This is a genomic window from Penaeicola halotolerans, from assembly GCF_016464625.1.
GTDB classification, from domain to species: Bacteria; Bacteroidota; Bacteroidia; order Cytophagales; family Cyclobacteriaceae; genus Penaeicola; species Penaeicola halotolerans.
Genome location: NZ_JAEAGO010000006.1, coordinates 1 through 26,764 on the forward strand (window position 1 = coordinate 1; position 26,764 = coordinate 26,764).

The 26,764-nt window shown below is 41.5% G+C and carries 14 protein-coding genes; 8 read left to right on the forward strand and 6 right to left on the reverse strand.

Translation table 11 applies throughout. From position 1 onward, the window contains the following. The 4 genes from I5349_RS13360 to I5349_RS13375 all read right to left on the reverse strand — a co-directional run. The coding region (locus I5349_RS13360) for a PKD domain-containing protein (protein ID WP_226391289.1) at positions 1-8,795 on the reverse strand (8,795 nt) is incomplete at its 3' end. Positions 8,796-9,566: 771 nt separating this feature from the next. After that, a complete protein-coding gene (locus I5349_RS13365) occupies positions 9,567-11,408 on the reverse strand; it encodes an LTA synthase family protein (protein WP_226391290.1) in 1,842 nt (613 codons plus the stop codon). 94 nt (positions 11,409-11,502) lie between these two features. Further along, on the reverse strand, positions 11,503-16,560 hold the full coding sequence (porU2, locus tag I5349_RS13370; protein ID WP_226391291.1) for a putative type IX secretion system sortase PorU2: 5,058 nt from the start codon (positions 16,558-16,560) through the stop codon (positions 11,503-11,505). 18 nt (positions 16,561-16,578) lie between these two features. Then, positions 16,579-17,709, reverse strand: coding sequence for a putative type IX sorting system protein PorV2 (locus I5349_RS13375; RefSeq protein WP_226391292.1), 1,131 nt, complete (start codon positions 17,707-17,709; stop codon positions 16,579-16,581). Positions 17,710-18,016: 307 nt separating this feature from the next. Between I5349_RS13375 and I5349_RS13380 the strand changes: the two genes are divergently transcribed. From I5349_RS13380 to I5349_RS13415, 8 genes are all read left to right on the forward strand, one after another. Beyond that, positions 18,017-18,346, forward strand: coding sequence for a PadR family transcriptional regulator (locus tag I5349_RS13380; protein ID WP_226391293.1), 330 nt, complete (start codon positions 18,017-18,019; stop codon positions 18,344-18,346). Positions 18,347-18,353: 7 nt separating this feature from the next. Beyond that, a complete protein-coding gene (locus I5349_RS13385) occupies positions 18,354-20,216 on the forward strand; it encodes a PspC domain-containing protein (RefSeq protein WP_226391294.1) in 1,863 nt (620 codons plus the stop codon). A 110-nt stretch (positions 20,217-20,326) separates the two neighbouring features. After that, complete coding sequence (locus I5349_RS13390; protein ID WP_226391295.1) at positions 20,327-21,727, forward strand: MBL fold metallo-hydrolase RNA specificity domain-containing protein; 1,401 nt, start codon at positions 20,327-20,329, stop codon at positions 21,725-21,727. A gap of 20 nt (positions 21,728-21,747) precedes the next feature. Continuing rightward, on the forward strand, positions 21,748-22,188 hold the full coding sequence (locus tag I5349_RS13395; RefSeq protein WP_226391296.1) for a carboxypeptidase regulatory-like domain-containing protein: 441 nt from the start codon (positions 21,748-21,750) through the stop codon (positions 22,186-22,188). A gap of 164 nt (positions 22,189-22,352) precedes the next feature. Continuing rightward, complete coding sequence (locus tag I5349_RS13400; RefSeq protein ID WP_226391297.1) at positions 22,353-22,928, forward strand: RNA polymerase sigma factor; 576 nt, start codon at positions 22,353-22,355, stop codon at positions 22,926-22,928. Continuing rightward, the gene (locus I5349_RS13405) at positions 22,918-23,622 is read left to right on the forward strand and encodes a hypothetical protein (protein ID WP_226391298.1); all 705 of its coding nucleotides are present in this window, start codon (positions 22,918-22,920) and stop codon (positions 23,620-23,622) included. The genes I5349_RS13400 and I5349_RS13405 overlap by 11 nt, the downstream gene beginning before the upstream one ends. Positions 23,623-23,634: 12 nt before the next feature. Beyond that, positions 23,635-24,687, forward strand: a complete 1,053-nt coding sequence (locus I5349_RS13410) for a hypothetical protein (protein WP_226391299.1) — start codon at positions 23,635-23,637, stop codon at positions 24,685-24,687. A 27-nt stretch (positions 24,688-24,714) separates the two neighbouring features. Further along, positions 24,715-25,509 carry a hypothetical protein gene (locus I5349_RS13415; protein WP_226391300.1) on the forward strand — a complete coding sequence of 265 codons (795 nt, stop codon included), beginning with the start codon at positions 24,715-24,717 and terminating at the stop codon, positions 25,507-25,509. A 52-nt stretch (positions 25,510-25,561) separates the two neighbouring features. Here I5349_RS13415 and I5349_RS13420 read toward each other — a convergent pair whose 3' ends face one another. Continuing rightward, on the reverse strand, positions 25,562-26,074 hold the full coding sequence (locus I5349_RS13420) for a hypothetical protein (protein ID WP_226391301.1): 513 nt from the start codon (positions 26,072-26,074) through the stop codon (positions 25,562-25,564). Positions 26,075-26,094: 20 nt separating this feature from the next. After that, positions 26,095-26,721 (reverse strand): Pr6Pr family membrane protein, encoded by a 627-nt coding sequence (locus I5349_RS13425; protein ID WP_226391302.1) that lies wholly within the window; start codon positions 26,719-26,721, stop codon positions 26,095-26,097. Positions 26,722-26,764: the final 43 nt, after the last annotated feature.

The following is a 26,764-nucleotide window of genomic DNA, read 5'->3' on the forward strand; positions in this document are numbered from 1 at the left end:
TTGTATGTATCATTTGCCAATACATTGAAGCTGCCGCCTACAAAACCATTGATCGTCTCTGGATCATCGTTGGCTACGATAACATTCACTTGATTTACAGTTACACTACTTTGATTGTTAGTCAAAATTGGATCTGTCTCATCACCAGACACAATCGCTACATTGGTAAAATCTCCACTAGCATTTACTGAAGCAGTGATTTCTAAGGTAATATTTGCGCCAACCCCTAAATTTCCGATAGTCCAAATACCAGTGGCACTATTATAAGCTCCTGCTCCATTATCAGAAACATAGTTATAGCCATTAGGAAGAAGGTCATTAACTTCAACATTTGTAGCTGAACTTGGCCCATTATTAGTTACTGAAAGTTGGAAAACAATATTGTCTCCAACATTTGGCGCATTGTTATTAACTGTTTTTAAAATGGCAAGATCAGTAGCTGGATCAACAGTGATCAAGACAGTGTTGCTAATTACATCTGCGCAATTAGCACTAGAGACTACTCTTCTAAATAATGTTGTTTGAGATAAAGCTCCAGGCTGAAAATTCTGTCCAGTAGCTGATGTAATATCATTCCAATTTAAACCTCCGTTTGTTGAAGATTGCCATTGATAATCGTAAGTACTATTACCTCCAACTGGAAGAGAACCTATCAGTTCCGCTGGTATCTCTCCATTTAAAATTGTCTGATCTGAACTAATTAGATTATTAGTAACAGCTTCATAAACCGTGATTGTAACCTCATCTTCGCTTGAAGGACATGAACCGTTGCTGATTGTCCATCTGAGTACGTTTGTGCCTACTGAAAGTCCGCTTACTGCTGTTGTCGGGTTAGTCGCATCAGCGAAAGTTGCTGTACCACTCACTACTGTCCATAGACCAGTGCCTACTGCTGGTGTGTTAGCAGCTAGTGTAGTATTGTCAGTATCGCAAAGTTCCTGATCTGCTCCAGCATCTGAAGGAGTTGGTAACTCACTAACCGTAATCGTTACTTCATCTTCGCTTGGCGCACATGAACCGTTGCTGATCGTCCATCTTAGTACGTTTGCTCCAGTAGATAAACCTGAAACTGTTGTCGTAGGATTCGTAGCATTAGCGAAGGTAGCCGTACCACTCACCACTGTCCACTGTCCCGTGCCTACTGTTGGCGTGTTTGCTGCTAAAGTTGTATTGTCAGTGTCGCATAGTTCCTGATCCACTCCTGCATTTGAAGGAGTTGGTAACTCACTTACTGTAATCGTTACTTCATCTTCGCTTGAAGAACACGAACCGTTACTGATCGTCCATCTTAATATGTTTGTGCCTACTGAAAGTCCGCTTACTACTGTTGTTGGATTCGTAGCATCAGCAAATACTGCTGTACCAGAGATGACAGTCCATAAACCGGTACCTACTGTTGGTGTGTTAGCAGCTAGTGTAGTATTGTCAGTATCACAAAGCTCCTGATCTGCTCCTGCATTTGAAGGAGTTGGTAACTCACTTACCGTAATAGTAACATCATCTGTACTAGGTGTGCAAGTACCGTTGCTGATCGTCCATCTGAGTACGTTCGTTCCAACTGAAAGTCCGCTTACTACTGTTGTTGGATTCGTAGCATCAGCGAAAGTTGCTGTACCTGAGATGACAGTCCATAAACCGGTGCCTACTGCTGGTGTGTTAGCAGCTAGTGTAGTATTGTCAGTATCACAAAGTGCTTGGTCTGCTCCTGCATTTGAAGGAGTTGGTAACTCACTAACCGTGATCGTAACATCACTAGTGCTTGGCGCGCATGAACCGTTACTGATCGTCCATCTTAGTACATTTGTGCCAGTAGATAAACCTGAAACTGTTGTCGTAGGATTCGTAGCATCAGCAAATACTGCTGTACCAGAGATGACAGTCCAAAGACCAGTGCCTACTGCTGGTGTGTTCGCTGCTAAAGTTGTATTGTCAGTATCGCAAAGCTCCTGATCTGCTCCTGCAGCTGAAGGAGTTGGTAACTCACTAACCGTGATTGTAACCTCATCTTCGCTTGAAGGACACGAACCGTTGCTGATCGTCCATCTTAGTACGTTTGTGCCAGTAGATAAACCTGAAACTGTTGTTGTTGGATTTGTAGCATCAGCAAATACTGCTGTACCACTTACTACTGTCCAAAGTCCAGTGCCTACTGCTGGCGTGTTTGCTGCTAAAGTTGTATTGTCAGTATCGCAAAGTTCCTGATCTGCTCCTGCATCTGAAGGAGTTGGTAACTCACTTACCGTGATTGTTACTTCATCTTCGCTTGGCGCACACGAACCGTTACTGATCGTCCATCTGAGTACATTTGTGCCTACTGAAAGTCCGCTTACTGCTGTTGTCGGGTTAGTCGCATCAGCAAATACTGCTGTACCAGAGATGACAGTCCATAGACCAGTGCCTACTGCTGGTGTGTTTGCTGAAAGGGTAGTGTTATCAGTATCGCAAAGTTCCTGATCTGCTCCTGCATCTGAAGGAGTTGGTAACTCACTAACCGTGATCGTAACATCGCTAGTGCTTGGTGCACATGAACCGTTGCTGATTGTCCATCTTAATATGTTTGCTCCAGTGGATAAACCTGTAACTGTTGTCGTAGGATTCGTAGCATCAGCAAAAGTAGCTGTACCTGAGACGACAGTCCAAAGTCCAGTACCTACTGCTGGTGTGTTAGCAGCTAAAGCTGTATTGTCAGTGTCGCAAAGTTCCTGATCTGCTCCAGCATTCGAAGTAGTTGGTAATTCACTTACTGTAATTGTTACTTGATCTTCACTTGAAGGACACGAACCATTGCTGATCGTCCATCTTAATACGTTTGTACCTACTGAAAGTCCACTTACTGCTGTTGTTGGATTCGTAGCATCAGCAAATACTGCTGTACCACTTACTACTGTCCATAGACCAGTGCCTACTGCTGGTGTGTTCGCTGCTAAAGTAGTGTTATCTGTGTCGCAAAGCTCCTGATCTGCTCCTGCATTTGAAGGAGTTGGTAACTCACTAACCGTGATTGTTACTTGATCTTCACTTGGCGCACACGAACCGTTGCTGATCGTCCATCTTAATACGTTTGTACCTACTGAAAGTCCACTTACTGTTGTTGTCGGGTTAGTCGCATCAGCAAATACTGCTGTACCACTCACTACTGTCCAAAGTCCAGTACCAACCGTTGGCGTATTACCTGCAAGAGTTGTATTGTCAGTATCGCAAAGTTCCTGATCTGCTCCAGCAGCTGATGTAGTTGGTAGCTGACTAACTGTAATAGTCACATCATCAGTACTTTGAGTACAAGTACCATTACTGATCGTCCATCTTAATACGTTTGTACCTACTGAAAGTCCACTTACTGCTGTTGTCGGGTTAGTCGCATTAGCAAATACTGCTGTACCAGAGATGACAGTCCATAGACCTGTACCTACCGTTGGTGTGTTTGCTGCTAAAGTTGTATTGTCAGTATCGCAAAGTTCCTGATCTGCTCCTGCATCTGAAGGAGTTGGCAACTCACTAACCGTGATTGTAACATCGCTAGTGCTTGGCGCACATGAACCATTGCTGATTGTCCATCTGAGTACGTTTGCTCCAGTTGATAAGCCTGTAACAGTTGTTGTAGGATTCGTAGCATCAGCAAATACTGCTGTACCTGAGACGACAGTCCAAAGTCCAGTGCCTACTGCTGGTGTGTTAGCAGCTAGTGTAGTATTGTCAGTATCGCATAGTTCCTGATCCACTCCTGCATTTGAAGGAGTTGGTAACTCACTTACTGTAATCGTTACTTCATCTTCGCTTGGCGCACACGAACCGTTGCTGATCGTCCATCTGAGTACGTTCGTTCCAGTAGACAATCCTGTAACTGTTGTCGTAGGATTCGTAGCATCAGCGAAAGTTGCTGTACCTGAGACGACAGTCCAAAGTCCAGTACCTACTGTTGGTGTGTTTGCCGCTAAAGTTGTATTATCAGTGTCACAAAGCTCCTGATCTGCTCCTGCATTTGAAGGAGTTGGCAACTCACTTACCGTAATCGTTACTTGATCTTCGCTTGGCGCACATGAACCGTTGCTGATTGTCCATCTGAGTACGTTTGTTCCAGTTGATAGTCCTGTAACTGTTGTGGTAGGATTCGTAGCATCAGCGAAAGTTGCTGTACCACTTACTACTGTCCAAAGACCAGTACCTACTGTTGGCGTGTTTGCTGCTAAAGTAGTGTTATCTGTGTCGCATAGTTCCTGATCCGCTCCAGCATTCGAAGTAGTTGGTAATTCACTTACTGTAATTGTTACTTGATCTTCACTTGGCGCACACGAACCATTGCTGATTGTCCATCTTAGTACGTTTGCTCCAGTAGATAAACCTGTAACTGTTGTGGTAGGATTCGTAGCATCTGCAAATACTGCTGTACCAGAGATGACAGTCCAAAGTCCAGTGCCTACTGTTGGTGTGTTAGCAGCTAGTGTAGTATTGTCAGTATCGCAAAGTTCCTGATCTGCTCCTGCATCTGAAGGAGTTGGTAACTCACTTACTGTAATCGTTACTTCATCTTCGCTTGGCGCACATGAACCATTGCTGATCGTCCATCTGAGTACGTTTGCTCCAGTAGATAAACCTGAAACTGTTATCGTAGGATTCGTAGCATCTGCAAATACTGCTGTACCAGAGATGACAGTCCATAAACCGGTACCTACTGCTGGTGTGTTTGCTGCTAAAGTTGTATTATCAGTGTCACAAAGCTCCTGATCTGCTCCTGCATTTGAAGGAGTTGGCAACTCACTTACCGTGATTGTTACTTGATCTTCACTTGGCGCACACGAACCATTGCTGATCGTCCATCTGAGTACGTTTGCTCCAGTAGATAAACCTGTAACGGTTGTTGTAGGATTCGTAGCATCAGCAAATACTGCTGTACCAGAGATGACAGTCCATAAACCGGTACCTACCGTTGGTGTGTTTGCTGCTAAAGTTGTATTGTCAGTATCGCAAAGCGCTTGGTCCGCTCCAGCATTCGAAGTAGTTGGTAACTCACTAACCGTGATTGTTACTTGATCTTCGCTTGGCGCACACGAACCGTTGCTGATTGTCCATCTGAGTACGTTTGTTCCAGTAGACAATCCTGTAACTGTTGTCGTAGGATTCGTAGCATCTGCAAAAGTAGCTGTACCTGAGACGACAGTCCAAAGTCCAGTGCCTACTGTTGGCGTGTTACCTGCGAGGGTTGTATTAGAAACACATATCGTTTGATCAGGACCTGCAGCAGCCGTAGTTGGCGCTGGCTGTACTGTAATAGTAACATCATCAGTACTTGGCGTACAAGTACCATTACTGATCGTCCATCTTAAAACGTTAGTACCAGTTGATAGTCCTGTAACTGTTGTGGTAGGATTCGTGGCATTAGCGAAGGTAGCCGTACCACTCACCACTGTCCACTGTCCCGTGCCTACTGTTGGCGTGTTACCTGCGAGGGTTGTATTAGAAACACATATCGTTTGATCAGGACCCGCAGCTGATGTAGTTGGTAGCTGACTAACTGTAATAGTCACATCATCAGTACTTGGCGTACAAGTACCATTGCTGATCGTCCATCTGAGTACGTTCGTTCCAGTAGACAATCCTGTAACTGTTGTTGTTGGATTCGTAGCATCAGCAAAAGTAGCTGTACCACTTACTACTGTCCAAAGACCAGTGCCTACTGTTGGTGTGTTACCTGCGAGGGTTGTATTAGAAACACATATCGTTTGATCAGGACCCGCAGCTGATGTAGTTGGTAGCTGACTAACTGTAATAGTCACATCATCAGTACTTGGCGTACAAGTACCATTACTGATCGTCCATCTTAAAACGTTAGTACCAGTTGATAGTCCTGTAACTGTTGTGGTAGGGCTGGCAGCATTAGCAAAAGTCGCTGTACCACTCACCACTGTCCATTGTCCAGTACCAACTGTTGGAGTGTTCCCCGCAAGGGTTGTGTTAGAAACACATATCGTTTGATCAGGACCCGCAGCAGCTGTAGTTGGCGCTGGCTGTACTGTAATAGTTACTTGATCAGAAGAAGCCGTACACACACCATTTGTAACAGTCCACTGAAAAACATAAGTACCAGGCACCAAACCATTAACCGGTGAGGTGGCTGAGTTAGGATTTACAATGGTTGGTGTATTTGGACCCGATACGAGTGACCATGTTCCAAAGCCACTAGTTGGTACAGTTCCAGCAAAGACTGTAGATGTTACACCACAGATTGTCTGATCTGCTCCAGCAACTGCAGTTGATGGAGGATTATTTACAGTAACCGTGACGATATTACTATTACTAGTTATAGGAGCTCCTGTAGCTGGTGCTGAACTAACCACTCTTCTAAAAAATCTCGTTGCAGTCAGCGCAGCAGGTGTGTAATTAATGCCTGTAGCTCCAGCAATATCAGTGAACGTTGTTCCATTGGTAGATATTTGCCACTGATAAGTATAAGTATTACCATTTCCGCCTATTGGCGTAGATCCATTGAGCTGAGCCGCAGCATCTCCAACGCATAGGGTTTGATCTGCTGAAATCGTATTGTTAGCTACTCTTACTCTAGGAGTAGCTGAGGCTGTATTATTGGCTAAACTTGGATCTGCTTCTGCTGCGGAGACCTCTGCTGTATTGACGTAGCTCCCACTTGGATTAACTGTCGCTGTGATAGATAGGGTTGTATTTGCGCCATTGGCCAAGTTACCAATGACCCAAAGACCTGTCCCTGCATTATATGCACCTGAAGACGCTGAAACAAAAGTATATCCTGATGGTAAAAGATCCTGAACAGCAACCCCTGTAGCGTTGGATGTTCCCAGATTGGTAGCCGTTACCTGGAAAACAACATTATCACCTACGTTTGGAGTAGTATTAGAAACTGTCTTTGCTACAGAAAGATCCGCCACAGCAGGTGGTGTACAACCTAATGCAATATTTAAACAAGCTCCTATAGATAGATTATCTAAAAATATCCTTCTAGGGTTTCCATTACCTCCACCACTTGTAAAATCGAAGTTGAATCTGATTCTACCATTTCCTGTATAATTCAGCGTTCCAGTATACGTACCTGATCCAGAATTAAAATCAACATTAGTTGTAGACTGAACTACACCAGATTCATTTAATACTTGTATTTGAATTCTTCTTCCATCAGTACCCGAACTTCTGTCAAATGAGATAGGAGTTGATCCATAAAAAGTTAAAAAAGGTGTTGTAGCAGAAGACGGGAGATTACCTGAATTTATCTCACCACCAGAAACACTTGCTCCACTAAACTCCCAACAAGCTGGCGTTCCAGCGTCAAAGTTTTCACTAAAACCTCTACACAATGACTCTACGTCTGTATCGCTAACCGTCACACCAGCTGCTGAGACACCTTGTACACTCGCTGTATTATCCAGTGCATCGTTACCCATATCCGCAGCCGTTACTGTATAGTTGACAGTTCTGGTTACTGATGCTCCAGCATTAAGCGTACCTACATTTTGGCTATAACTAGGTCTAGGGTCAGATATCGTGACATTATTCAATGGCACATTCCCTGTATTAGTCACTACAAATGTGTAGGTAATTACTTGACCTGCATTTCTAAAGACTGGAGTATTGGCTGTCTTGACGATTTGAATCGCTGGAGCAGGTGATGGTGTCACTGTGATAGAAACAAGCGCATCATCACACTGAGGATTAGCCGCATTATTGTTACAGATACTGTATCTAAAGCTATCCGCACCTACATAACCAGGGTTTGGTGTATAATTTACCGCTCCCGTGATTGGATTAATACTTAGTGTACCATTTGTAGGTGCCTGCGTGATAGTCAGTGAAGAAATATTCAGTGCAAAAGCTGGCCCGTCATTCGCCAAAATATCAATTAATACAGGTGAGCCTTCTTGTGTAGTCGCTACATCATTATTAGCAGTTACCAATTGGATCACTTCCTCACTAAACGCCAAAAATGCAGGGTCACTGCTTCCATTTAGCTGATATCTTAAACTGACTACCTGAGTGTAATTGGCTGGTGTTATACCAAAAGCAGATAAATCTGCCGCCCAAAGTCTTAGCTGTCTATTAGTGTTTGCCTGAAAAGAAGCTCCATTCAATCTATAAAAGTCAGCCGTCCAGTTACCCACTACAGGTACTGTTGTTTGATTGATTTGAACTTGATTACCAATGACATTACCAGCTGCATCTGTAAAAAATATCCTATCCAAATTACTTGATGGATCAGCAAACTGGGAAACGATAAAATCAGGGTCACCATCACCGATCTTTGTAGGATCAATGATACCACCAAAATCAAAAATCAAAGTTCCCGCAGCTACGTTTGCGAGACCAGAGCCAAAATCAAGTCCTTTAGCACCCCTAGTCAAAAAAGAAGCTAAAATATCCGAATCAACAGGTAAAGAGAAAGGAGGAGGACTAGAAACCCCATTATTTACTCCGTCTACCAATTGACCAAGACCTACAAAAGTGCTGTTGTCAAAATTAACTGATCTTACGGGGAAAGACTGAAAGTTTTTGGCAGTGAAAGTTACTCCTTGAGCTGTTAGTGTTGCATCATTTACCCCTGTAGAATATGTCACCCCTTGCCAAGTAAATCCTAGAAGATTGTGTGAATTATCTGGTCTGACAGGATTGATCAATCCTACCCTAGAAGCATAATACCCATTAAAATCTGTGTAAATTCCCGTAGCACCACCTACTTGCGCATGTACGCCAGTATAGCTTGCGAAAACAGTCAATAATAGAATAAGCGCACCGAAAAGTGACGAATAGCGTTTTCCTTTGCTTTCAAAAGAAATCATCTTAAAAATTGCTTGTAGAATATCGTGTGCAAACACCTTAAACATTGTATAGTCCCTCTATCGACTTTTCAGTTGTGAAAATTTGTCCGTTAACCAATGAGTATAAATCACATATACGATAATACATAGGCAATTCGAAAGCTCTTAGGCTAATTTGCGAGTTCATCATAAGGGAATTGATAAGTGCGATCGCACGCTGACAAAGACCACTCATAATTGAAATCACTGATAAATAAGTGATTGGGATTGTTACACTGAAGAAAAAGCAGTATTGAAAAAGTGTATTCGAGAAGGAATTTGCTTTAAAAAAGATCAAAGCTTTTCTGAACAGTTTTAGAACTGATAGTGTAAATAAGAGCTGATATACCGCTCCCATCTTAACCATTGAGCCTTTTAAGTAAAAAGCCCCCTCAGAGAAACCCATAAAATCAATCAGTAAAGTATAACCATATAAACGAATCACCAATCAAAAAGTCTGAAGAAAGACTATTTCCCTACCCTTTTCTTGACACAAATATATAGTAAAATGCATTTCAATAAAAAAAATTTGAATTTTATTTTATTGACAAAAATCAAATAATACATAAAAATAGATTTGAAAGCCAAATAATAGCATACGAAAATATTATAAAAGCACGTCTGATCCACGTAAACATCAGACTATAAGACCACTAAAAGATAAAAGAAGGTTTCAAAACAGTCCAATAGCACTATTCATAGAAGCGAGGGTAATATACTGCACAAAAAAAAGTGAATACAAAAAACAGACTACTACAGTCCTAAGAAAAAATCATAGACTTGTTGAGAAAGCGCCTTTCCTTGATTTAGGGCATCTTCCGACTTGCTCGATAGCTTGATGACTTTATCTCCTATAGCATCATAGATGGCAGTATCACCAGCTGTGATCACACCGAATCCATTTTTAAAATTAAAAAATGCTCTACCAGCATAGGAAGGATTCATGATATCCTCACTCCACACAAACTGCTTTGAAGAAATGTCTAGTTGGCTCAAAATAGTGGCTGGTATATCCGTTTGACTAGCTATCTTATTGATCACAAGGCCTCGCTGATCTACTGCTCCACCTAGCCATAGCATTGGCACATGATACTTCTCAGGATCATGTGGTTCAGAACTCCCAGGAAAAGGGTGGCCATGATCAGCCATGATCACGATGAGCGTTTCATCCCACCAAGAGCTTTGCTTAGCCTTTTGTATAAAATCAAAAATAGACTCATCAGTATATCGCAGAGAATTCAAAAAGAGCGTCTCATTGTCACTCCCTTCAAAATATGGAGCTTTAGGATATTCATACGGCTCATGACTGCTCAGTGTAAAAAGCGTGTAGAAAAATGGCTGCTTAGCTTGACTGATATCAGTCTCGAATCTCTCTAAAACAACATGATCATGTACACCCCACTTACTATTTCTATCCTTCTCATCGAAAGCATACATATCTACTAAATGCTCGAATCCGTTTCGAAAGTATGATTTCATATTAGCAAACTCCATCTCACCACCATAGTAGTAAGCAGTCTCATAGCCAGCATTACGCATAACATCTCCTAAATTCGGGAGTTTTGCTGCCTTTCGAGGAGTTTTCATGATAGATTTTTGTCCTACTGCAGGGTATCCACTCATGATACTCACCAGTCCCTTGTCACTGCGATCACCGGATGCGTGCAGCCCTGTGAAGTATATTCCCTCAGAAACTAATCTATCGAAATCGCTCGTCACATTTCTACCTCCCAGCGATGCTACAGCTTTGGCAGTGAAACTCTCCCAAATGATAAAGATGACATTGGGGCGATCTGTGTTTATAAGACGAATTCGATCATCCGATAATGAATCATAAAAAAGTGGTTTTGCTAAGTCAGAAACTTGATCTTCTGGGAAGTACTCAAATGGATTTTGATCCTGATCAATATTCAGGTCATAAAGAAAATTCCATGTAGCATTGATAGCGGCTTGGTTGGCAAATGGCTTACTAGAAAAATAAACATGGCTAATATTCATAGGAGCCAACTGAAAACCACCTCTCACAGGGATAATCAATGCAAAAAGTAACGCTAAAGTGATAAGATGCTCGACCGGAGTCTTTTGAGTATAATCTATCCAAGCGTGCTTTCGAAGAATTCGTATAGACCAGATCACCACACTTGAAAGTCCGACTAGTATAATCCCCAACAAGAAAAATGGCGCAGTGCTAGAAGAGGCCATAGCTTCTTTAGGGTTGCTAAGATAAAGTAATGGGGTAGTGTCTATCCTAAAGCCCCAAGCACTGAAAAGCTCCAAGTCGGCTATCGATAGGAAGACAATCAATAAACTTAATACTAAAAGATAACCATTGTAAAGCCTAAACGAAAGCTGAGGATTCATCCACCTAGATAAAAATGTCAATACGAGCGGTAAAAAAGACGCATATGCAGCTATAGAAAAATCAAGCTTTGCACCATAATAAAAGGTGAGCAACATCTCTCCAAAAGTCAAATCACTGCTTAGGTCATAGTGATAACCTAAAAAAGTAATTCGCAAGAGTACACTAAGTATAAAAAAATAAAGAAAGTTGATCGCTAATAACTTAACACTCCTAAACATATCTCCCTTTGGCATTTTCCCCAAAGTTAAATTAATATTAAGAATTTAAGTGCTTACAAGGGATCAACTATTTTCAATTGGTGTTTACTCTGCATTTAGGCCGTATAGGTCATCTCAATAAATACAGTTTACCATATCCCTGCTTAAACCCTCTATCCCCCGCACTGGCTCTTCTTTCAAGTTCTTGTCCGTTGCTTCTGACGATCACTCTATATAGATAGACGCCATTGGCCAGCTGGTCTCCAAATTCGTCTCTTCCGTCCCAAGCATAGTCTGTGATGTTATTCCCTATACGGATTGGTCCAAGCTCATCTTGAAGGATCTCCTTGACTACTTTACCCGTGACTGTCATGATCTGTATCTTGATTTGATCTGGTACCTGCGCACCCGTGACAGTAAATACAAACCGTACACTCGTGGAGAAAGGATTCGGATATGGGTAAAAATTAGTAATCGAAGCCTCATTGACTACTTCAAAATTGATCGAATATGGTCTAGTGCCTGCTGTGTTGCCAGAAGCATCTGAGGCATTGACCTGTAGGGTATATATACCGTCCTCAAGTGGATCAGGCTGATATTCTACTCTAAAGTCACTCTCATTGGTCGCCTCATACCATCTCACTCTTGGGTCACTAAAGTTGATTCTCCTGAAGTCACAGCCTTCACAGTTTTGCTTGAGCTGAATCTCCACACCTAAAGTATCTCTTTTGAGTAAAAACTCATTTTCATCCTTTAGAGAAACAGTGATCAGTGGAGAGGCTTGGATAATATCACCATCCAAAATGTATCGTCCATCGAAAGCAACATCTAGGATAGGATTAGTATCATCAAAGGACACTTCAATGAAGTCTTGTATCTCGATGACATTATTGATGAAAGTTTGCTCTTGTTGCTCACGTGGATTTACAAAAACCAAAAGATCCGTTTTCCCCTTCAGTCCTTGACTATTGAATGTCAAATCAAATTCAGTAGACTGTCTCGCTCTGACAGCAGCTATCTTAAATGTCTCCTCTCTATTGATCTGCTCAGCGGTATTGCGCAAGGTATATCTGACAGTGATCGAGTCTTGGAAGTCTCTACCAGAGATGTTTTCAAAGCCAAAACGAATATTGACATCCTGACCCTCTACCACCACAAAGTTAGATTCCTCACTGAGTATTTTTGCTACGCCTTCTGGAACTCCTTCATAGAGCACTTGTAGTTTTTTGAGTTGTGGGGCTTCATCAGTATCAGCATTCGCCACTTCATATCTCAATCTCAAAAATGGATATTGAGCCGCACTCACTGAAGAAAGATCTACATTGTCAGCATTTACATTTGGAAACAATATATTAGTATTTCCTTGCGTATCCACCCCAATGATATCAAAGCGAACTTCTCCTTCGATGAAGTTTTCTGGAGCAGTCGCTCTTTTAAAGAAAGATATCCACTCACTTGATGGCCCGACATTGGGAGAAAGAATAACCCCAGAGTCAAGCAAGCCTGTAACGCTAGTATTATATGTCAACTCTTGGCTTCTAGGAGCTGTAGTTGAGCTTGCATCAGCTTTGATAAAAATAGCTGAACCTGCGGGAGCGCCTTTTCTACCCAGTAGGATAAATGGCTCTCCATTAGTAAGCCCTTGAATATCTGTCTGAGAAGCTCCGATCTCCTGCATCTTAGCCAAAACATCTGCTGGCCATGACTCATAAGTGACCGTCCCAATCGAAAACATCAAAACATAATCATCTGCTGCCACTCCATCTATATACTGATTGAGTAGTCGATCTGCTCCCTCTATATTTGCTTTGAGGAAATTATTAATGACCTGAGGGGTACGTCCGCAGCTTCTTGGGAAAAGCACGTCAAAGCTTGGAGGCAAAATCACCAAATAAGGAGCAGTAGTATTATGATCAAAAGCCACTGCTGCTACAGTATTATTTGGACAAAGACGACTATTCAAATTATTGACATTATCCAAAATGTATGGTAGTCCATTGATCGTCACTTGTACATTTCTATTGGTCAATCCTGGAGTCTGATCCCCAAAGTTGAATACAGAAACCTCAGTTCTCGTCTTCTCAAATTCCCACTGCCTAGTCAACATATTTTGCTCTAATCCCTCCACAAAACTTCCTCGAAACTGGGGGAAAGATGCTTGTGTCCAACCTTCCTCACTACCTCCTATATAAGTAAAGGAACTGTTGACCCAAGCGGTATCTTCATTAGGACGCGGATCTGCAAATTTTGTCCTCCAATAGAAGGTCACAGAGTCTCTCTGTGGAATTCTATCAAAAAGATTTACATCCCATGCTGCTGTGGTGGAAGATACCACCGTCTGTGTTTTCTTATTGGGACTATTGAATGTACTCGCAGTATCTATTTCGAACGTAAAGCTGCGCTCTGCCGCAAAATAAGCAGGTGTCTGAGCAAGAAGTCTTACACCTACACTATCCACGATACCATAGTTGAGTGGCTGTAGATTGATCGAACCACTAAGTGGGATAAACCTACTCAAGACCTGACTATTATTATTGTAGTTTTCTTCTTCGATTGTACGCTCTCTATTAAGAGTGACATTGAAGAAGTTTTCGCCAAAGGCTCCAAGTTCCGAATTAGGCAAATTGATATAGACCGTATCTCTGTACCTTATCGGATCTATTTCTGGAGAAGTGTAGGCAAACTGAGACCCATCAGAAAGCACCCTATTAACATGTATATTAAATGGCTTCTCTTCTACGATCCCTATATTCTTAACTATCACACCAAGTCTAAGCGAGTCTGTCAGTGAGTTGATAGTAGAGCCATCATAGCTTTCTAAAAATAAACTCCCCTCGTCTATTGCATAATCTACCTTCTTAGCTCCAAATGGCTTGCTAAATGGATCTCCTAAGAGCATATTCTGCTGGACTTGAGCGAGATTGACAGCTGTAGGACTATTTTGTTCTAAGAATCTTCTATTTACTTCCTTTTTAATCTCCCCTATGGACCTGTACACATAGCTGCTATCTGCAAATGCCGTAGCATAATAGATGTCTGCCCAGCGCTTCAAGACCACATCTATACCGATATCACTGTGTGCTATGAAGTTAGCAGCCCCTCTATCACCTGTCACGATCCAGTCCTCACCAAAGGAAATCACACCTGGGGCAAAGCCATTTCCAGCATCACAACCATTGACAAAAAGTACAGGATACTTACCCTTATTTCTATACCCATACGTATCGTCAGACACATAGCCTATCTCTATATCCACGAGCGTAGCGGCAGCATGCCCGAAGAATGTCACATGGTTTAGACCATTATTGACTTCATTAGATATGTTGATCAGCTCCACTGAGCTATTACTTCTCTTTCTAAGGGTAGTAACTCTTGCACCTAAGTAAAGATCCTCTGCCACAGCTTTGAAATCATCGGTATATCTAGAGTATCTGGTAAGCTCAGCCGCTGTCAAGCCTCCACTGAGCTGAACAAAGTCCTTTTGCCACAAACCTGCTAATCCTTGAGCCTCTTTTTCTCTCATTTTATTGAGGTAATTGGCTACCTCAGTCGGATTCTTAGCAGGTACTCTACCTGTCATGATCGCTGCATTATTTGGCTGGGTAGGGTCTAGTCCTACACTGAAAAAGTCGTCATTGGATGGAAAGCCCGCTGGAGGAATCAAGTTAGGATATCTGAGCGTAGCGCCATTTCGTACATTTCTAGAACCTGTAGTGGTCACCGCGACTCCCTTACCCAAGAGCAATAAGTAGTCTGGTCTACTCTGATTATACATTTTTCTCAAAAAACGATAAATCGCCAAAGGAGTCTCTTCTCCATAACTAAACTGATCATAGAGCTGATCCATGTCCATCGTCAGCGTATCAAAACCTCCTCCTGCTGTACTGGCTCTATATCCTGCATATGCCCTTACTGGATCCACATAATTCAGCGCACTGGTATGCAGAGATTGGTGCGCTATGATGAGATAGTTCGCATTTGAGTTATTGATGTCTTTCATTCGAGCCCTTTTGATAGGAGCTCCAGTGATGACATTGTCATTTCTATTGAGGAGTAGTTTTCTTGGTTGGGCACCTGCTGTGAGTGCTATATTGATAGCCGTTCCACTAACTTGCCCCTGTAGTCTAGTGATGTTATTTTCATCAGTGATGTCTAAAACTGAATAGTTTGGTCCGCTATTCGTAAATCGATAAAAGCCATTGACGTTTGTTTGAGATTCGTAACGCTTTGCAGTGAGATTGGCTTGATTAGTGGCTTGCGCAAATCTGAACTCGATTTTACTCACGGAAACTAAATCAGCTGCGATCTCAGGAAATCCAACCACCGTCACTTGGACAATCATAGAATTGTTGGTCGTGGAGATATCTGTCCATTGTAGATCATCCGAAAAATTCACAAACCTTTGAAACTCGAAATTGACAGTCCGTACCAATCGCAGGTTATTGACATCTGGCCCTACCCTGATCTCTACATTGTGGGGTTGGTTATTTCGACCAACTAGCGTCATCTCTAATGTAGGCACTGGACCTGTCGTCACAGGATTAGTGATGCCAGATAGGGTATAGTTGACAGACTGGCCTTTGCGGATCTGAGCTCCAGTCCAACCTGAAGCTTCATCATATCCAGAAAGTCTAGAAGTAGCAGAGAGACCCTCAGGATAAATCCTTCCAGCAGAAAAATTGACATTCAAAATCTGCTTGACTTCCGCTATGTGATAAGTCAAATCTGTCAATCCTGTAATATTATTAGCGGGTTGAGTAGGTATCCTTTTGCCGTTGGTCGAAGTGCTCCAAGTCAAAAAGTAAGCCGTGCTATCTGCAAACAAACTATAATCTGGCAGCGTATGCGCAGCAGCACTAGGATAGAGCGCTTCATCTAATGTCCCATCATTTATTTTCCCCAAAAATTGGAAATAATCTCCGCTAGCCAACTGATCAGCTGAAGCAGTGACTACTTCTATAGCCTGTTCTTGTCCTCTATGGAAGAGTTGAAGACGTCTAGGATCTATATTCGCCACTGGAATACCCGCAGCCTGCATATCAGCATAGGTGATTCTGTAGATGCCGTCTTGTGCTGTTTTTATTTTATAGTAGGTCTGAGAAAAATTAATCCATTCGTCTCCATTCTGACCAAAAGACAACTGGCAAGCACTGTAAAATAAAATGAGTGTTAGTAAAATTCTTTTCATTCGTCTCCCTCTTCCCTATTAAAATCCTTTGTAGTTTCTGAAGTTGTATGCGAGCTTTTCAAGCGAAACTTTGACAGAAAAAACATGTGAGTAAAGTGCATCAGACTGATTGGCCAAATCCGTCAGCGCATAGTCTATCGTGACACTGCTGAGCACAAAACCTAACCCGAAATTCGGCTGATAAGTCATATACCGCTGACCACTAAAGTCTTTCACACGCTGTACATTACCAGCTCCTAATCTGATAAAAGCCAAATCCTTAAACCCAAGCTCCATCCCTGCTCTAGGATCTAAAGAGCCGAACTGAGAACCTACTAAGACATTCCGCTGCCCATCAAAAGTGAAATCCAAATCAACCGTGGCTAGCAGCGAAAACTGTTCATTAAAAGCAAATTTACGCGCTACACCCAAGATCGCCCTAGGCAAAGTGATCTCTGTAGCATTTTGAGGAATTTGATTACCTGTCTGACTAAAGATATCCTCCACTAGATCTGTCTCATGAGACCAAGAGTTATAAGTCCCAGAGATATCTCTCAGCATCAATCCAAACTGATATTTATTGAGATAATACATAGCACCTACATCGATACCAAATCCCCAAGCTTTGGCAAATTTCCCCACATTGCGGTGAATCACCTTGATATTAGAGCCAAATCTCAGACCATTGGCTACTTCATCACCCTCCACAAAACCTACATTTCTAGCATAAGAAAGCACAAATCCATAGTCTGCTGCGGAAAAGAAAGTGACATTATTATAGTTGATAGCTCCATTGGCGTCATATAAAAAACGCGTATCTGGGATGTCATCTACCGCAAAGCGTATTACCGACACACCTATATGACTGCTTCGATCTATAGGTGCTGCAAAAGCCGCATAATCGTACTTAGCTATCCCCGCAAAATATTCAGCATGCATGAGCGATCCTTCATATTTACTTTTGATTTCCATAAGTCCTGCGGGATTCCAATAGGTTGCTGTCACATCATCTACTAATGCTACATGTGCTCCTCCCATGCCAAGCGCGCGAGCACCGACACCGATATTCATAAACTCATTACTATACTTGGGCGTGTAGGAGACTCCTTGAGTGTAGGCGTCAAAAAAAACACCTATCAACAGTCCCACAACACATAAATACTTACTCATCCAAACAACATTTTTATAAAACCTAAATATAAGAGGAAACATATAAAAAAATGCCTTACAAAAAGGGGAAATATTTAGCTTTCATCATTTTAAAAAAATATGAAATGGCTCAATACTATGAAAAGTGTACGGCAAGATGACAGGTTAATGAACGCATTCGAACACTAGAAAGAGTCGAATTCAACCCCTCATAAATAAAAATATGACTCAAACACGTTTAAAATAAGGTTTATATCAAGTACCTTGTTATGCAAGGTACTTTAGGCAAATGATTTGCATAGGTTTTGAAAAGAAAAAATAGTGTGATATGAATGTAGAAAATACACAGGTGCAAATGCGGAAGGGAATTCTGGAATTCTGCATCCTGCATATCATTTCTCGAGGAGAGGTATATGCATCAGATTTAATAGAGGAGCTCACTGCTGCCAAGATCATCGTGGTAGAAGGCACCCTCTATCCCTTGCTCACTAGACTACGCAAGGCAGGACTAGTAGACTACAAATGGGTAGAATCTACCACTGGCCCACCAAGGAAGTACTACTTGATGACTACAGAGGGGACAGAATTTTTAAATAAATTGGATGACACTTGGAAAGAGCTAGTGGAGTCAACCAACAAAATCATCAACAACAAATAGTGTCGACATGAAAAAGAACATTAGCATAAATATCAGCGGTATCATCTTCCACATAGAGGAAGACAGTTATCCCCGATTGAAGCAATATCTAGATGCTATCAATCAGCATTTCTCTAGCTATGATGAAAGCTCCGAAATCGTCAATGATATCGAAAATAGAATAGCTGAAATCCTACTCAAAAAACTAAAAGGAGGCAAGCAGGTCATCGTAGAAGACGATGTCATCAGCCTCATCAATACGATGGGTACTATAGCGGATTTTGAAGCTGCTGAAGCGCTTGTCGAGGAGGAAACCTCTGAACAAAAAAAGACACAAGAGTCTACTAGCCAAAATGACTACAAGCACTACGATATCCCTGATGCAAAGCCTAAGAAACTCTATAGAAATGAGGCGAAAAAGGTATTGGGAGGAGTATTTGCGGGGATCGCGCACTACTTTTCTATCGACCCACTTTGGTTGAGACTATTTGCCTTGCTATTATTTTTCAGCGGATTTATCAAGCTATCGAGTGATGGGGATTACAGCATCAGTATCAATATAGCGCTGATAGTCATCTATATCATCTTGTGGATCGTACTTCCTGCAGAGTACTATGCCGAAGAAGATGGCAAAACCAAAAAGCTATTTAGAAGCTCTGAAGGCAAGATTTTCGGTGGAGTCAGTGCAGGTTTAGCGGCATACTTTGGTATAGACAAGGATCTCGTGAGGGTATTATTCATCATACTAGCCTTTGTCGGAGGATCAGGAATTTTACTTTATTTGATCTTATGGATCATCACACCTACTGCCAACTCGCTTACAGATAAGATGCAGATGCAGGGTCAGCCGATCACACTAGATAACATAGAGAAGAATATCAAAACGAGTCTCAATGTACCAGAGGATAAGAAGGAAAATGTCTTCTTGAAAGTACTACTCTTCCCATTCAGATTGATCTCTTACTTGCTAAAAGGGCTTGGAAACATCCTCTCTCCTATTCTAAACTTTTTGATAGATGCGATTAGGATCATCTTTGGTATATTCTTGATATTGGTAGGGGGTAGTTTGAGTTTTGGGATATTAGTGATGCTCGTAGCTTACTTCAATGTAGCTGGTGGCGATATCCTATTCCTCAATGAGTTACCTAGTAGATTTATCAATGAAAATATACCGCTGTACATGGCATTTGCTGCCTTTGCTGGGGTGTTTGTTCCTTCGCTTATAATGATCATCCTTGGAGTCATGGTCATCATCAGACGCAATCTGATCAGAGCCTATATTGGTTGGTCTCTTTTCGGTATTTGGCTGATCGCTATTGTGACTTTAGCTGTGAGCATACCGCTTCAAGTACAACAATATAAGCAACAGGGAACATACAAAGAGGAAAAAGTCTATGCACTCCCTCAAGGCACTCCATACCTAACACTCAATGAGGTCGGTGATGATGAATATGATGGTGCTAGACTCATACTTAAGGGGCATGAAACCAATGAGATTAGCATAGAGAAGAAAATGATAGCACGTGGATTTGACAGAGCAGAAGCGGAAAAGATCGCCAGTGAAACGATCTATGGGATCACTGTTCAGGATTCTATTTTCACTTTTGACTCTAATGTGACGCTTCCTGAAGACACTAAGTTTAGATTTCAAGAAGCGGAGATCACCATCTATTTTCCATACAATAAACCTTTTAAACTGGATGAGAAAATGCGCTATTTGATACGAAATTATACTTATTACTACAAAAGTGATGCTTACGTGTATTTGCTACAGGGTAATAATACTTGGATCATAACAAAGGATGGCATAAAATGCATCACTTGCATTCCTTCTAAAGAAGAAGCTGATGAATCTACAGAAGTCAGTCAAGACACCGTACTATCGGAGTAAAATATTAATCAACAAATAAACCACCCACTTAAGAGTCAGAATTATTTCTGACTCTTATTTTTTTATCTCTCCCTAAATGACCAAATTGGATAGACTAAGCCAACAAACCCATGGATGTAAGAATCAAATTTTTAGGAGGTGCCAAATCTGTGACAGGCTCTCGATATCTTTTAGAGGTTGATCACTACAAGCTGCTCATAGATTGTGGACTATTTCAAGGACTCAAGGATTTGCGCCTTAGAAACTGGGAAGAATTCCCCATAAATCCTGCTGAAATAGATGCCATCATATTGACGCATGCACACCTAGATCATACAGGCTACCTCCCAAAGCTGGTTAGAGAGGGTTTTTCTGGAAAAATCTATGCGACCGAACCTACCATAGACCTCGTCAAAGTACTCTTGCTAGATAGTGCCAAACTTCAAGAAGAAGAAGCCGAATATGCTAAGAAAAAAGGCTACTCTAGTCATGAAGACCCACAACCGCTCTATACGGTCAAAGATGCTGAGCGTGTGTTTTCTTTGCTAGAAGGAGTCGATATCGAAAAATCCATCAAAATCAACCCGCAGATCAAAGCGACCTTTTCTTTAGCAGGACATATACTGGGGGCTTGTATTGTCAGTTTGGATTTGATGGGTAGCTCTCAAAGAAAAAAGATCGTATTCTCAGGTGATTTGGGTAGATACAGCGACCCTGTCCTAGATCCCCCCAAAGCCATCACTGAAGCAGATATCCTTCTTGTAGAGTCCACATATGGGGATCGTGACAATATCAACGCTAGTCCTGATCTAGAACTCGCTGAGGTGATCAAAGACACTCAAAGACGAGGAGGTGTAGTCTTGATTCCAGCCTTTACAGTAGGTCGGACACAGCTAGTACTATATTACCTTTACACCCTGATAAAAGAAGGAAAAATTCCCAAAATACCAGTCTACATAGACAGCCCTATGGCTATCAAAGTCAATGATATCTATAAGAGGTATTTTGACTTCCACAAGCTAGATGAAATTCAGCTTAGTGAGCATGATTCCCCGCTCAACTTCAAGCAGCTACACTACCGCAAGGAGCAAGAAGAGTCTATGGGACTAAATTTCATAGACGACAATGCCATCATCATCTCTGCCAGCGGAATGGTTACTGGTGGGCGCATTTTACATCACTTGTCTAATCGACTCAAAAATCCACAAGACACGGTATTGTTTGTAGGTTTTCAAGCAGAAGGCACTCGGGGCCGAAAGATTTTAGACCGCCAAGAGCCTATCAAAATATTTGGCATGTCTCATCAGATCAAATGCGATGTGCAATACATAGAGGGGCTTTCGGCACACGCAGATAGAGGGGAATTGCTACATTGGCTGAGTCAGTTTGACAGCGAACCAAAGATGACATTTATCATCCATGGAGAGGAAAAAAGTGCGCTGGGATTTCAAGCTTCTATCAAAGAAAAACTTGGCTGGGATGCAATTATTCCTGAATACATGGAATCTTTCAAACTTTTCGACAATATTTGAAACATCATTACAAGTAAATCATGTCAAAAACACTCTATCCAATCTTATTCCTTATCGTACTCCTGTCAGGATGCAAAAGCAGTGAAAAAATGAATGAAGGTATTCAAGGTGAACTCAAATGGGTAGAAGGCAACCTCATGCCCGGACCAAATGCCAATCCTGCACGACCTAAAGCAGTAGATCGTGAGGTCTATATCTTTGCTCTCACCAGCATGAGCGAAGTCAGACTTGTAGATGGGCTTTTTGAAATGCCCAAAACAAAACTAATCGCTACAACTCAGTCAGAAAACGGCAAATTTAAAGTAGCTGTGCCGCCTGGAGTATACTCCATTTTCACCAAGGAGGAAAATGGCTTTTTTGCCAATGAGTTCAATGCCTTTGGCCATATCAATCCAGTGGAAGTCACCAGAGGGGAAATTTCTAGAGTAGAAATTCTCATCAATTATATGGCAGCTTATTGAGTTTATATTACTAACAAAAAACCTTCATCTGGAAATAGGTGAAGGTTTTTTTATGAGCATTAGTTATTGATAATCATTGTTTTATAGTAATTTTTAAAAAATGTTAAAAACAGGTGCAACCTCTATCGAACCTGCTGCATCTTGTTATTGAGTGCGAAAGAAATATGATAAGAGCTTTACTTTTTAAAGATGACCAACAACTCATAGAAGGCTGCCTGAGAGGAGATCAAAAGGCACAAAAGCACCTCTATGATCAGTATAGCGGCAAGCTCTTCGCACTCTGTCTGAGATACATGAAAGATCATGACTTGGCACAAGATGTACTGATCGAGGGTTTTATGAGGATTTTTGAAAAATTAGAACAGTTCAAACATGAGGGAAGCTTTGAGGGCTGGATGAAGCGATTGATGGTCAATCATGCGCTGATGACACTCCGCAAAAACAGAGCTACCCTCATGGAACTGAACTGGGACGATGAGAGATCTGAACTCAAGGAAGAAGTCCTTCAGTCGGATCACTTAGAAGCGGAAGATATGCTCTCTATGGTCAAAGCACTACCAGTAGGATACCGAACGGTCTTTAACTTGTATGCGATAGAGGGCTACTCACATAAGGAAATAGGAGACATGCTACAAATCAGCGAAAACACCTCAAAATCTCAGCTCAGTCGGGCGAGAGTGCTTTTGCAGAAAATGATGCATACCTCGGAAAATATAAACAATGCTGAAAATGGAAAATAAAATAGATCAGCTATTCAAAGAAAAACTTGGTCAGCTAGACAAAGCACCAGCGCCAGTAGCATGGGATCAGCTAGAGCGCAAGCTCGCTAAGAAAAACCAAAAAAAGGGAATCATCTGGTGGCAAATGGTAGCTGCAGGACTAGTACTCTTGTTAGGTGCCAAGTGGGCTTTTGATAGCAATGACGCTCTGCTCAAAAATGTGCCTGACACTCAAGTAATAGCAGAAGATCAAGGGCTGTCACAGCTAGCGCTGCCTACAGTGGAAAAAGAGCCTATGCCTACTGTGCAAGAAGTCGTGACCACGGAGAAAAAGCAAGCACCTGTACAAAACGTGCAACAGGAAAAAGTGACATCAGAAAAAGTAGACAAGCAAAAAACTCCAATCGTAGAAAAAGTAGGTGAAAGATCGCTCATAGCAGAAGTAGTCGTAGACACCAACCCTATCTCAAGTAAGCCAGTGATCAATATAGAAGAACCTGCTTTCAAAGAGCCTGAAACGACTGCTGTGACCATCAAAATCGTCAACTCTGGAATCAATCAAACGACTGCAAGATCCGAAGATACAGAAGTCAAAAAGAGTCTCTTAGGTAAAGTCATCACTATAGGGAAAGAAATAGCCGAAATTGATGATGCTATAGGCGACATCAGGGAAGCAAAGAATCAATTTTTCAGTAAAAACAAGGACAGTAAGTAAATATAAACCAATATGAAAAAGCTAATTTTTTTAATCATCGGAGTGATTGTAGCAGGTATGACAGCTGCTTACGCGTCAGATCATGACTTCAGAGCGCCTCAGGACTCAGTTATCATTGAGTATGGCAAAAATGGTAAACTCGTCATTATCGTGGATAATGCAGAGGACTTCAAAAGACTCAAAGGACTTGACATCAATAAGATCGTCAGTGAGCTTGGGATCAAGATGGATAGCACATCTGGCAAACTCAAAGTAGTTCAAATGAGCGAGCTTAAAGAATTACCCGAGTATAAATCTAAAGAAATAGCCAGTGCGAAAGTAGACGATATAAACGGAGACTATCAGTTCAAACTGGGCAGACTCAATGTCAAAGTAAGGGAAAATCCTGGAGAAGATGCTGAGGTAGAAATCTTTCGCGAACCTAAATTTAGCAAGCCCTACAAAAGAAGAAACCATGTCTTTGACCTTGACTTAGGCTTCAACAATTACTTAGAAACGGGAGAATTTCCTGCTGGCTCAGATGACTACTCTGTCAAGACTTGGGGCAGCTGGTACATAGGCTTCAACTGGAAAAACTACACGTATCTCTCTAAAAATGGCGCTTTCCAACTGGTGTGGGGTCCTAGCCTCCACTGGTATACTTGGAAACTAGACAATCGCGATGTCTCTATCACCAAAGGGCCAGATCAGGTGCTTTTCACAGAACTCCAAGGCATAAGTGGTACTAAATCTAAGATCTCTGCTAGCTACCTAAACTTCTCTATGATCCCTAAGTTCGACTTTGGGGCAGTGAGCAACTCAAATAGCAGCTTAAGAATCGGTGTTGGTCCTTATGTAGGTTACAGGCTTGGTAGCAGGTCTAAGCATAAGTATAGAGATGAAGAAGGCGATCGCCAAAGAGTCAAAAACAGATCAAATCTCTATCTGTCTGATCTGAGATATGGCATCAGAACGGAGATCGGCTGGAAAGGCGTAGACTTCTTTTTCAACTATGACCTCAATGAAGTCTTTAGAAACAATAGAGGTCCTGAACTCAATGCCATATCTATCGGTATATCACTTTAATTATTTTAAATCTTAAATTTTAAACTCATGAAAAAGTTACTTTTTGCAATAGCACTTTTTACAATGTCGCAAGCTACTTTGGCACAAGAGCAAATCAAAAGCGACTCTGAAAGCCCAATGGGTGAAGTCAAAAAAGAGTCAACAATTCATATACTTGGCAAATCTTATCACATCATCAAATACGAAAATGGTGCAAGAGATTTTCGCCAAGAGGATAATTATAAGACTCAGCTCACAAGCAGAACTTCTACCTTTTTTGATGTGGACTTAGGTAAAGGCGTATGGACTGGCAATGAGGCTGCACCCGACACGAAAGTTTGGGGAAGCTGGCATGTAGGACTCAACAGTGGCGTGCAGACTAAGATCGTAGGGAACTTCTACCTTAAGTCTGCCATAGGAGTCAACTGGTACAACTTCAAGTTTGATGATCCTAATACACAGGCACTCAAAGGTCCTACAGAAGTCATCTTTTTAGAAAATCAACTGGTCGATGCCAGAAGGTCTAAAATCTCTGCTTCGTACCTCAACTTATCTCTTGTACCTAAGTTTGATGCAGGATCTGAAGGATTTAGATTTGGTGTAGGTGCCTATGCAGGTTATAGAATAGGTGGAAGAAGCAAGTTTGTCTTTGATGATGAAAACGGAGACAAAACAAAGACTTACGATAAGTCCAACATGTTTTTGAGTGATATCCGATATGGTGTCAGAGCAGAGATTGGGTTTAAGCAAACAGATTTTTTCGTCACTTATGACCTCAATGAAGTCTTCAGAGATGGCAGAGGTCCTGAGGTCAATGCATTCTCTTTCGGATTTATCTGGTAAGCATTCTCCTCACATTTTTTTAAGCATGTACTTGTCTTGGTACATGCTTTTTTTATTGGGTGCGATTTGCTGTATAGATTTTCGCAAATGCTTCCTTAGCCTCACCCTTCAGCCTGAGTTTCTCAGACCATTTGAGTACTGTCGGCCTATTGGATGAAGTGGTTATAAGATAGACTGCATACCAGCCTGCATAAAGCTGTTCTTTAGTCCACCAAAGTGCTATGGCTGTGATCAATCCTCCTACCATCAGCATCAGAAATCTTATTTGAGAAGCTTTGATCATACCATCAAATTGCAATTCGACATCGGATAATTTCATCAAATAAGACTGCTTGTTTTGCATATAAGTATGCTGATAGAGTAGGCCCAACGTGAGCAATATAGAAAATGCCAGATGAACAAAGAAAAAATGCTTACCCTTTAGTGAGTTAGACAACTCTTCGCTCGCTCCCAAGCGTAGATATACTCCCGCAAAAGCCACTAAAGGAAACATAACACTTAGTAAGTACAGCCGCTCAAACCTGACGAATTTGGCCGCTAAAGTTTTGATCATTTCATCATTCATGTAGCAAATATAGGCTTTTGTCAGACTTGCTTGGGTATCTTAGCCGAGATCTTAGCGATCTGTATCAACAATCCAGAAAGGAATATAAAAAAGACAGCCACAAAAAAACTATTAATCAATACCTGTTGATATCCCAACTCATTGACTTGAACAAATGGATAAGGATAAAAATCAGAAAAAGCCCCTCTGACCAAAATAAAGACCAGATAGGTCAGTGGATAAAGAAGCCATTTGCCAATCATCGAAAACTTTAAAACCGCCTTATTTTCAAAGAAAAACCAGTAAAAAAGCATGAAAGCTGGAATAAAAGTATGCAATAGTTCATCCACCAGTCGCTGCATTCCTACAGGTGTCCACAAGGATCTAAGTAACACTTGATATACCATTCCCACCACTAGGATATACACTGTTATAGCAGTGAGACTCCCAGCTTTGTTCAATAGGGATCGAAGAAAAATAGGCTTCTCAACTACACGAACGGTAAAGTATATAGCTACTAGAGAATTGGTCAAGATGGTGAAGAAACTGAAAAATCTCACCATGGTCTCTAGCAGATCTGTTTGCCTGTTGATGATCATCAATATTAATTGTCCTATCACCGTAGCCCAGCAAACAAGGAAGAGTGTGATATCAATCGTCCTTCTCATATCCTATTTTACATTTTCGATATAAGTTAATAAAAAAAGACCT